At 59.0% G+C, this 9,268-nt stretch carries 13 protein-coding genes; all 13 read right to left on the reverse strand.

Translation table 11 applies throughout. The annotated features are described in order from the left end of the window. The 13 genes from rpmC to hutU all read right to left on the reverse strand — a co-directional run bounded on the left by rpmC (position 1) and on the right by hutU (position 9,249). Entirely contained in the window at positions 1–333 is a 333-nt protein-coding gene (gene rpmC, locus ACOH1Z_RS05490; RefSeq protein ID WP_449647442.1) for a 50S ribosomal protein L29, read from the reverse strand. Continuing rightward, positions 333–752: a 50S ribosomal protein L16 gene (gene rplP, locus ACOH1Z_RS05495; RefSeq protein WP_009773124.1), complete on the reverse strand. Its 420-nt coding sequence runs from the start codon at positions 750–752 to the stop codon at positions 333–335. The genes rpmC and rplP overlap by 1 nt, the downstream gene beginning before the upstream one ends. A gap of 2 nt (positions 753–754) precedes the next feature. Then, on the reverse strand, positions 755–1,570 hold the full coding sequence (gene rpsC, locus ACOH1Z_RS05500) for a 30S ribosomal protein S3 (protein ID WP_197106458.1): 816 nt from the start codon (positions 1,568–1,570) through the stop codon (positions 755–757). After that, a complete protein-coding gene (rplV, locus tag ACOH1Z_RS05505) occupies positions 1,570–1,962 on the reverse strand; it encodes a 50S ribosomal protein L22 (RefSeq protein ID WP_449647443.1) in 393 nt (130 codons plus the stop codon). The genes rpsC and rplV overlap by 1 nt, the downstream gene beginning before the upstream one ends. 24 nt (positions 1,963–1,986) lie before the next feature. Next, the gene (gene rpsS, locus ACOH1Z_RS05510) at positions 1,987–2,268 is read right to left on the reverse strand and encodes a 30S ribosomal protein S19 (RefSeq protein ID WP_009773127.1); all 282 of its coding nucleotides are present in this window, start codon (positions 2,266–2,268) and stop codon (positions 1,987–1,989) included. Positions 2,269–2,283: 15 nt separating this feature from the next. Then, positions 2,284–3,123, reverse strand: coding sequence for a 50S ribosomal protein L2 (gene rplB / locus ACOH1Z_RS05515; RefSeq protein WP_449647444.1), 840 nt, complete (start codon positions 3,121–3,123; stop codon positions 2,284–2,286). Between the two features lie 17 nt (positions 3,124–3,140). Beyond that, positions 3,141–3,440: a 50S ribosomal protein L23 gene (gene rplW / locus ACOH1Z_RS05520; protein ID WP_010203832.1), complete on the reverse strand. Its 300-nt coding sequence runs from the start codon at positions 3,438–3,440 to the stop codon at positions 3,141–3,143. After that, positions 3,437–4,096, reverse strand: coding sequence for a 50S ribosomal protein L4 (gene rplD / locus ACOH1Z_RS05525; RefSeq protein WP_449647445.1), 660 nt, complete (start codon positions 4,094–4,096; stop codon positions 3,437–3,439). The genes rplW and rplD overlap by 4 nt, the downstream gene beginning before the upstream one ends. Positions 4,097–4,101: 5 nt before the next feature. Next, entirely contained in the window at positions 4,102–4,752 is a 651-nt protein-coding gene (gene rplC, locus ACOH1Z_RS05530) for a 50S ribosomal protein L3 (RefSeq protein WP_343922599.1), read from the reverse strand. Positions 4,753–4,792: 40 nt separating this feature from the next. Then, positions 4,793–5,101 (reverse strand): 30S ribosomal protein S10, encoded by a 309-nt coding sequence (gene rpsJ, locus ACOH1Z_RS05535; RefSeq protein WP_009773132.1) that lies wholly within the window; start codon positions 5,099–5,101, stop codon positions 4,793–4,795. A 449-nt stretch (positions 5,102–5,550) separates the two neighbouring features. Then, positions 5,551–6,759: an imidazolonepropionase gene (hutI, locus tag ACOH1Z_RS05540; RefSeq protein ID WP_449647446.1), complete on the reverse strand. Its 1,209-nt coding sequence runs from the start codon at positions 6,757–6,759 to the stop codon at positions 5,551–5,553. Continuing rightward, positions 6,756–7,613, reverse strand: a complete 858-nt coding sequence (locus ACOH1Z_RS05545; RefSeq protein ID WP_449647447.1) for an arginase family protein — start codon at positions 7,611–7,613, stop codon at positions 6,756–6,758. Before ACOH1Z_RS05545 ends, hutI begins: the two co-directional genes overlap by 4 nt. Continuing rightward, a complete protein-coding gene (gene hutU, locus ACOH1Z_RS05550; protein WP_449647448.1) occupies positions 7,600–9,249 on the reverse strand; it encodes a urocanate hydratase in 1,650 nt (549 codons plus the stop codon). The genes ACOH1Z_RS05545 and hutU overlap by 14 nt, the downstream gene beginning before the upstream one ends. Between the last annotated feature and the right edge of the window lie 19 nt (positions 9,250–9,268).

Consider the following 9,268-nt stretch of genomic DNA (forward strand, 5'->3'; position numbering starts at 1 on the left):
CTACGCCTCCTTCGTCTCGTCAGTGGCGTCTGCTGCGGTTTCATCCGCTGCGACTGCCTTCTTGGTGCTACGCTTCTTGGTCTCCTTGGCAGGAGCCTCGATAGCAGCAGGAGTTGCACGGATGCCCAGCTCGCGCTCACGGATAACCGTGTAGATGCGAGCGATGTCGCGCTTGACAGCGCGAATACGTCCGTGGCTTTCCAGTTGACCGGTTGCGGCCTGGAAACGAAGGTTGAAAAGTTCTTCCTTCGCCTTCTTCAGCTCGTCAATCAATCGTTCGTCTTCAAAAGTGTCTAGCTCGACTGGGGCTAGCTCCTTGGATCCGATCGCCATTATGCGTCGCCCTCCTCGCGCTTGATGATGCGTGCCTTGAGGGGCAGCTTGTGAATAGCACGAGTGAGTGCTTCGCGCGCAGTCGTCTCGTCCACGCCGCTGAGCTCGAAGAGCACGCGACCTGGCTTGACGTTGGCGACCCACCACTCGGGCGAACCCTTACCGGAACCCATGCGGGTTTCGGCGGGCTTTTTGGTGAGCGGGCGGTCGGGGTAGATGTTAATCCACACCTTTCCACCACGCTTGATGTGACGCGTCATAGCGATACGAGCTGCCTCAATTTGGCGGTTCGTTACGTATGCCGGCGTCAGAGCCTGAATTCCGTACTCGCCGAACGACACCGTGGTTCCACCGGTAGCGTGGCCGCTACGGGAGGGGTGGTGCTGCTTGCGGTACTTGACCTTACGCGGAATCAACATTGTTATGCCTCAACTCCTGCTGCAACCGGTGCGTCGGCCTTGGGGGCTTCTGCCTTGGGTGCTTCAGCTTTCGGTGCGGACGAAGGGCCACCGGTGCGACGACCGCCACGGTCGCCACCATCGCGACGCTCTGGACGCGACGACTTCTGGTTAGCCTGCTCGCGAGCGAGCTCCTTGTTGGTGATGTCGCCCTTGTAGACCCACACCTTGACACCGATACGACCGAACGTGGTCTTAGCCTCGTAGAAGCCGTAGTCGATGTTTGCGCGCAGCGTGTGCAGCGGAACGCGTCCTTCGCGGTAGTACTCTGAGCGGCTCATTTCTGCGCCACCCAAACGACCCGATACCTGGATGCGAACACCCTTGACCGAACCAACGCGCTGGGCGCCCTGAAGACCCTTGCGCATTGCACGACGGAAAGCGACACGAGCAGCGAGCTGCTCGGCGATTCCCTGTGCAACGAGCTGAGCTTCAGCCTCGGGGTTCTTGACCTCGAGGATGTTTAGCTGAATCTGCTTACCGGAGAGCTTTTCGAGCTCTCCACGAATACGCTCTGCCTCGGCGCCGCGGCGACCGATCACAATGCCCGGACGGGCAGTGTGAATGTCTACGCGAACGCGGTCACGGGTGCGCTCGATTTCAATGCGAGCAACACCTGCGCGGTCGAGGTTCGACTTGAGCAGATTGCGGATTTTTACATCCTCTGCCACGTAGTCGCTGTAACGCTGACCCGGCTTGGTGCTGTCAGAGAACCAACGCGACACGTGGTCGGTGGTGATTCCTAGACGGAAACCGTAGGGGTTTACCTTCTGTCCCATTACTTCTTCCCTGCCTTGTCGGCCTTGGCTTCAACGACGTGGTCTGGCGTGGCCAGAACAATCGTGATGTGGCTGGTGCGCTTCAAAATCTGGAACGCACGGCCCTGGGCACGCGGCTGGAAACGCTTCAACGTGGCTCCATCATCGACAAACGCCTTCGAGATGATCAGATCCTGCTCGTCCAAGTAGCTGTTTGCTGCATCTGCCTTGACTCGCGCGTTGGCGATTGCAGACGCAACAAGCTTGTACACCGGCTCGCTAGCACCCTGAGGTGCGAACTTCAAAATAGCCAATGCTTCCTGTGCTTGCTTGCCGCGGATCATGTTGACAACGCGACGAGCCTTCATAGGGGTCACGCGGATGTGACGCACACGTGCGATCGACTCCACCATTTCTCTACCTCCTACGCCACCGCGTTAGCGGCGACGACCCTTCTTGTCGTCCTTCACGTGTCCGCGGAAGGTACGTGTCGGCGAGAACTCGCCGAGCTTGTGACCAACCATGGTTTCCGTGATGAATACCGGAATGTGCTTGCGACCATCGTGAACCGCGATCGTGTGACCCAGCATTGCTGGAACGATCATTGAGCGGCGCGACCAGGTCTTGATTACGTTCTTGCTCTTGGCTTCGTTCGCCTTGACAACCTTTTGTAGGAGGTGGTCGTCGACGAAGGGGCCCTTCTTCAGACTGCGTGGCATCTTCTGACTCTCCTACTACTTGCGCTTCTTGCCGACATTGCGGCGGCGAACGATGAGCTTGTCACTGGGCAGTTTGCGCTTACGAGTGCGCCCCTCTGCCTGGCCCCAAGGGGAAACGGGGTGACGTCCACCGGACGTCTTACCCTCACCACCACCGTGGGGGTGGTCGACGGGGTTCATGGCGACACCACGCACTGTTGGGCGGACACCCTTCCAGCGCATACGGCCGGCCTTACCCCAGTTGATGTTCGACTGCTCGGCATTGCCGACCTCGCCGATCGTTGCACGGCAACGAACGTCAACGTTGCGGATTTCTCCGGAAGGCAAACGCAGCTGCGCGTAGGGGCCTTCTTTTGCAACGAGTCGAACAGATGCACCAGCGGAGCGGGCCATCTTGGCGCCACCACCGGGGCGAAGCTCGATCATGTGAATGACCGTACCCACGGGGATGTTCTTCATCGGCAGGTTGTTGCCTGGCTTGATGTCAGCACCGGCACCCGACTCGATGATGTCGCCCTGCTTGAGCTTGTTAGGCGCAATGATGTAGCGCTTTGTGCCATCAACAAAGTGAAGCAGTGCGATACGTGCGGTGCGGTTGGGGTCGTACTCGATCTCAGCAACGCGGGCGTTTACGCCGTCTTTGTCGTTGCGCTTGAAGTCGATGACGCGGTACTGGCGCTTGTGGCCACCACCAACGTGACGGCTCGTGATGCGACCTGCGTTGTTGCGGCCACCAGTCTTCGGCAGAGGGCGCAGAAGCGACTTCTCTGGGGTCGAACGGGTGATCTCAGCAAAGTCTGCAACCGAGGATCCACGACGACCAGGCGTCGTGGGCTTGTACTTGCGAATAGCCATTAGTTTCTCCTTGGTCCCTAGCCGACAGCGGTGAAGATGTCGATGGAACCGGACTTGAGCGTGACGATGGCGCGCTTGGTGTCCTTGCGCTTGCCCATACCGAAACGGGTACGACGGGTCTTGCCCGTGCGGTTCAACGTGTTGACCGAATCGACCTTGACGCTGAAGATCTTCTCAATAGCGAGCTTGATCTCGGTCTTGTTCGCACGGGGGTCTACCTCGAAGGTGTACTTACCCATGTCGATCAGGTTGTAGCTCTTCTCGGAAACCACGGGAGCGATGATGATGTCGCGTGGGTCCTTGTACGTGACGGTCATGCGCTGACCTCTTCCTTGTTCGAAGACTTGGTGTTGAACGCAACGAACGCGTCGAAAGCGCCCTTGCTGAACACGATGTCGTCGCTGACGACGACGTCGTAGGCGTTGAGCTGGTCGTAGGACAAAACGTGAACCGAGTCGAGGTTACGAATGCTCTTGAGGCTGATCGCATCTTCGCGCTGAAGCACGACGAGAACGTTCTTGCTCGGAGCGATGCTCGTGAGCAGTGCCGAAACAGTCTTCGTCGAAGGCTTGTTGTCTACGGACAGAGCGTCGATGACGTGAATGCGCTCACCGCGAGCCCGGTCGGACAATGTGCCGCGGAGTGCTGCAGCAATCATCTTCTTGGGGGTGCGCTGTGAGTAATCACGCGGGTGTGGACCGTGAACGATTCCACCACCCTTCATCTGAGGAGCACGGATCGAGCCCTGACGAGCGCGACCGGTTCCCTTCTGCTTGAACGGCTTGCGACCTGAACCCGAAACTTCACCGCGACGCAGGGTGTTGTGCGTACCCTGACGTGCTGCTGCGCGCTGAGCGACAACAACTTGGTGGATGAGGGGAACGTTGGTCTGCACGTCGAAGATTTCGGCGGGAAGCTCAACAGAGTCGACCTTCTTGCCCTTGGCGTCGATGACGTCGATGGAGGTAGCCATGTGTACTACGCCCCCTTCACTGCGTTGCGGACGAAGACGATGCGACCGCGAGCTCCGGGAACGGCGCCCTTGATGAGCACGAGTCCCTTCTCAAGGTCGATCGCGTGGACGGCGAGGTTCATAACCGTTACACGGTCACCACCCATACGACCGGCCATGCGCATGCCCTTGAAGACACGGCTGGGGGTCGACGAGGCACCAATGGAACCAGGCTTGCGGTGGTTGCGGTGCGAACCGTGGCTCGCAGATACACCCTTGAAGTTGTGACGCTTCATAACACCGGCGAAACCCTTACCCTTGCTCGTGCCGACAACGTCGACCTTCGAGCCTGGGGTGAAGATGTCGACCGCGAGCTCCTGACCAACGGTGTACTCCGCGGCGTCAGGGGTGCGAATCTCGGTGATGTGACGGCGAGGCGTAACGCCAGCCTTGTCGAAGTGACCGGTGAGCGGCTTGTTGACCTTACGAGGGTCAATCTGGCCGTACGCGATCTGAACTGCACTGTATCCATCAACCTCGGGCGTACGCAGCTGCGTAACAACGTTCGGGGTGATTTCGACAACAGTCACGGGAACGAGCTTGTTGTTCTCGTCCCAAACCTGAGTCATACCGAGCTTCTTGCCCAGCAGACCCTTAGTCGTCTTAGTTATAGACATTATTTTCCTTATCGGCTCTGTCGCTCAATAACTGCGCGAGCTAAAGCTTGATCTCGATGTTGACGTCGGCCGGCAGGTCGAGACGCATAAGCGAATCCACAGCCTTGGGCGTCGGGTCGATGATGTCGATGAGCCGCTTGTGGGTGCGCTTCTCGAAGTGCTCGCGGCTGTCCTTGTACTTGTGGGGAGAACGGATGACCGCAATCACGTTCTTCTCGGTGGGCAGAGGCACTGGGCCTACTACCGTGGCACCCGCGCGGGTAACCGTGTCAACAATTTTGCGTGCCGACGAGTCGATGACCTCGTGGTCGTACGACTTAAGTCGAATGCGGATCTTTTGTCCCGCCATGACTGGCTCTCTTCCCTTAGTACTTTGGCTGCACTGCGTGCACCTGGGCTGTTCGACGCCGGATGTTGCCACCCGAAGACGCTCAGCACTTCTGCTTTCGCACCACTATTTATCTGTCAAGTTCTTGCTGTCGCTGCTCGTAGTACCAACTCGCGTAAATGCGAGGAGAATGTGCTGGCTAGCCGGCACACACTTTCCCCGCAAATCATCTTTCTCAAGACGATGTTCTCTTTCGAGAGGTTGTGGGGAGTTGGTTAAGCTTGGTTCTGCTCCCCGCGGCCTAGCTACTACACCTTGCATGACTCACGCTCTGCGTAAGGCACACCTTGTGGAACTATGCACTGCCTGGGAGTGATTCGCACACACGAGGTGGCGAAATGTTGAACTAGAAGAGTCTGTCACATCCGGGCATTTGCTGCAACCCGGGCGTGTCGGAATTGTGCACCTATTTAGTGAGGGCGCTTCACCAGCTCGTGCACGCCATCCACAAAGATGCTCGCGACCAGCGGAACACCGGGACGATAGGCTAAATGACGATAGTTCGGAGCATCCAGAATTTGAGCATTTGCGCGGGCACCCAACGCCAAATGCCCGACATCGTCGAGGCGCAAAGAACGGGCACCTCCCATCGTGGCCGCCGTAACCGCCTCGAGAGATGTCATCCCCATGTCTCGCACCGCGAGCGCTATACAGAACGGGATGGATGACGTGAAACTGGAACCCGGATTGCAATCACTGGCCAGAGCAACCGTCACTCCGGCGTCAAGGAGACGCCGCGCATCCACAAAGGGGTGCTTCGTTGAGAACTCCACCCCGGGCAGCACTCCAGCCACTGTGTTGCTGCCAGCGAGCGCATCAACATCAGCATCGCTGAGATACGTGCAGTGGTCGACACTTGCCGCCCCCAACTCAACGGCAAGCTGCACAGCGCCGGACTCACCAAGCTGTGCGCCATGAAGTCGTGCACCAAGCCCACGCGCCTGCCCAGCGCCGATGATGGTGCGCGTCTCTTCTTCAGTGAAGGCCCCGTTGTCACAGAACACGTCGATCCAACGTGAATACGGCGCACAAGCATTGAGCATCTCCCCAACGACCAGCCGCACGTAAGCGGCACGATCATCAGCAAACTCCGTAGGCACAACGTGAGCTCCCAAGAACGTTGTCTCCGACGTGAGCGTAGAGGCGAGACGCAACATCCGCGCCTCATCGTGCACGCTCAAACCATAACCACTCTTGATCTCTGCCGTCGTTGTCCCCTGACGGCGCATCTCTGCAACCAACTTCGCCGCATTCGCGAGAAGCTCGGCGTCACTGGCGTCACGGGAAAGTGCAACAGTGCGACGAATCCCGCCAGCCTCATACCGGCGCCCCGCCATCCGCGCCTCAAACTCGTCCGAACGATCCCCGGCAAACATCAAGTGACTATGACTATCGACGAAACCAGGCAGCACGCACCCGCCCCCGGCATCGACCCGGACATCCGCAGTTGGTGCCGCTGCAGACGCACCCCACCACGCAACGCGACCATTCTCAAAAACGATCGCAGCATCGGTCAACTCTGGCCGCTCAACGTCATGAGTCAGCAGAACGCCAATGTTGTCAATCACTGTGCTGCGCGGTGCAGCGTTAGGGAGCGGGATGCCGGTGGTCGCGGTCATCGCAACGCAACGCCCGAAATCGCCTCAAGAACACAGAGCGCGACCAAACGCACCGTTCGTTCATCTGCCGAGTCGGAAGCGGCATCCACTTCAACGAGGTCAATCGATGAGACCGCAGAGTGAGCGCCCGCGATTCGAGCCGCAGCGCGCAACTCAATCGCCGAAATACCCCCAGGAACCGATGCTGGGCACGCCGGAGCTACAGCGCGATCGCACACATCCACATCAAAGTCCACATGGATCGGGCCACCACCGGCCCCAGCAATTTCTAGCGCCTGAGCCATCACATCTTCCATAGACCGCACCCGCAGTTCATCACGCGTGATTACCGCAATACCGGCATCGCGAGCACGCTCGGCATACGCGAGCGAGTTCGCCAAAGGCTCGATGCCGATTTGAACAACACGACGCCCATCAAGGCCAGCCTCCAGCAAACGCCGCACAGGAGAACCATTGGTGGTGCCATCGCGCAAATCATAGTGAGCGTCAAGAGTGATGAGACCAGCAGTATCAACAGCATCACCCCACCGCCCCAGCGCCGTCGGCACAGTCGTCGCATTGTCGCCCCCCAACGCGATTACGAAGTCTGCCCGCAACGCCGCGACCGCATCGATCGCCCCCTGCTCGTTGAGATCCGGCTCGCGCACATTACCCACATCCACGATGCGGAGCTCAGTCAGCGCTGCATAGCGACACAACAGTTCACGCACCGCAGCAGGAGTCGTATGCGCCTGCGTCGGCGAGAGTGACGTGCGCGACGTCGGCATACCAATGAGCGCGACATCCGCCCACTCTTCATCAACCGGCGAAGGCCAGCCCCCCGCACGCGGCCAGAGCGGATCAGAGTTGAGCATTGTCACCTTCCGTCATCGGGATGCGCACGCCAAGATTGTCAGCGACAGCAATGGCTTCATCGTAGCCAGCATCGACGTGACGGATAACGCCCATTCCCGGATCGTTCGTCAGCACTCTTTCGAGTTTCTGTGCTGCGAGTTCTGTCCCGTCAGCAACCGTCACCTGGCCAGCGTGAATCGATCGACCAATACCGACTCCACCTCCGTGATGGATCGACACCCACGTGGCACCAGACGAGGTGTTAACAAGCGCGTTCAATAACGGCCAGTCGGCAATCGCATCCGAGCCGTCCTTCATAGCTTCCGTCTCGCGATACGGCGACGCGACCGAACCACTATCGAGGTGGTCACGCCCGATAGCGAGAGGCGCCGCCAATTCACCAGAAGACACCATCTCGTTAAACAGAAGTCCCGCCTTGTCTCGCTCGCCATAACCCAACCAGCAGATACGCGCAGGGAGTCCCTGGAATTTCACCCTCTCCCCCGCCAGCTTGATCCAGCGAGCCAACGATTCGTTTTCCGGGAAGAGCTTGAGAATCGCCTGATCCGTCTTGTGGATGTCACTGGCTTCGCCACTGAGCGCCGCCCAACGGAACGGGCCCTTGCCCTCAGCGAAGAGGGGACGAATATAGGCAGGCACAAAACCTGGAAAGGCAAACGCGTTCGCGTAACCCGCCGCGAGCGCTTCAGTGCGGAGATTGTTGCCGTAGTCGAACACTTCGGCTCCTTGCTGCTGGAAGCCGACCATTCCCTCGACATGGATGGCCATTGACTCCCGCGAGCGCTGCGCGAAGCCCGGATCACGGCGAGCATCCTCCCAGTCAGTGAAATCGACGCCGAGCGGAAGATAGGCGAGTGGGTCGTGAGCGCTCGTCTGGTCGGTCACGATATCGATGGGCGCACCCATGGCAAGGAGCTCGGGCACCGCCGCCGCCGCATTCGCGAGAACACCGATCGACAACGGTTTCTTGGCATCGCGGGCAGCAACCGCCAGCTCCACCGCGTGAGCGAGTGACTTCGCCTCCACATCGAGGTATCCATGATCAATGCGACGCGTGATGCGGCTCTGATCAACATCGATACAGATAGCAACACCATCGTTCATGGTTACCGCGAGGGGCTGAGCGCCACCCATGCCTCCGAGGCCAGCAGTGAGAGTAATCGTGCCAGCCAAAGTTCCACCGAATCGTTTCGCCGCGACCGCCGAGAACGTTTCATAAGTTCCCTGCAGGATGCCTTGCGTGCCGATGTAGATCCAAGACCCCGCCGTCATCTGGCCGTACATTGTGAGCCCCAACTGCTCAAGGCGGCGGAACTCATCCCAGTTCGCCCAATCGCCAACCAGATTCGAGTTAGCGAGAAGAACTCGAGGCGCCCACTCATGCGTCTGCATGACGCCAACCGGCTTTCCCGACTGAACGAGCAGAGTCTCATCGCCTTTGAGGGTCGTGAGCGAACGAATGATGGCGTGATAGCTTGGCCAGTCGCGCGCCGCCTTACCGGTGCCCCCATACACAACGAGATCTTCAGGATGCTCGGCAACCTCAGGATCGAGATTGTTCTGCAGCATGCGCAATGCGCCCTCCTGCTGCCAACCCAAAGTATTGAGAGTGCTTCCACGGTGTGCGGTAATCATGACTGCTCCTAATGACGGT

The organism is Rhodoglobus sp., from assembly GCF_053580035.1.

Excerpts from the sequence above, each read along its gene's own strand:
- rpmC (WP_449647442.1), bottom strand. The coding sequence starts at position 333 with ATGGCGATCGGATCCAAGGAGCTAGCCCCAGTCGAGCTAGACACTTTT.
- rplP (WP_009773124.1), bottom strand. The coding sequence starts at position 752 with ATGTTGATTCCGCGTAAGGTCAAGTACCGCAAGCAGCACCACCCCTCC.
- rpsC (WP_197106458.1), bottom strand. The coding sequence starts at position 1,570 with ATGGGACAGAAGGTAAACCCCTACGGTTTCCGTCTAGGAATCACCACC.
- rplV (WP_449647443.1), bottom strand. The coding sequence starts at position 1,962 with ATGGTGGAGTCGATCGCACGTGTGCGTCACATCCGCGTGACCCCTATG.
- rpsS (WP_009773127.1), bottom strand. The coding sequence starts at position 2,268 with ATGCCACGCAGTCTGAAGAAGGGCCCCTTCGTCGACGACCACCTCCTA.
- rplB (WP_449647444.1), bottom strand. The coding sequence starts at position 3,123 with ATGGCTATTCGCAAGTACAAGCCCACGACGCCTGGTCGTCGTGGATCC.
- rplW (WP_010203832.1), bottom strand. The coding sequence starts at position 3,440 with ATGACCGTCACGTACAAGGACCCACGCGACATCATCATCGCTCCCGTG.
- rplD (WP_449647445.1), bottom strand. The coding sequence starts at position 4,096 with ATGGCTACCTCCATCGACGTCATCGACGCCAAGGGCAAGAAGGTCGAC.
- rplC (WP_343922599.1), bottom strand. The coding sequence starts at position 4,752 with ATGTCTATAACTAAGACGACTAAGGGTCTGCTGGGCAAGAAGCTCGGT.
- rpsJ (WP_009773132.1), bottom strand. The coding sequence starts at position 5,101 with ATGGCGGGACAAAAGATCCGCATTCGACTTAAGTCGTACGACCACGAG.
- hutI (WP_449647446.1), bottom strand. The coding sequence starts at position 6,759 with ATGACCGCGACCACCGGCATCCCGCTCCCTAACGCTGCACCGCGCAGC.
- ACOH1Z_RS05545 (WP_449647447.1), bottom strand. The coding sequence starts at position 7,613 with ATGCTCAACTCTGATCCGCTCTGGCCGCGTGCGGGGGGCTGGCCTTCG.
- hutU (WP_449647448.1), bottom strand. The coding sequence starts at position 9,249 with ATGATTACCGCACACCGTGGAAGCACTCTCAATACTTTGGGTTGGCAG.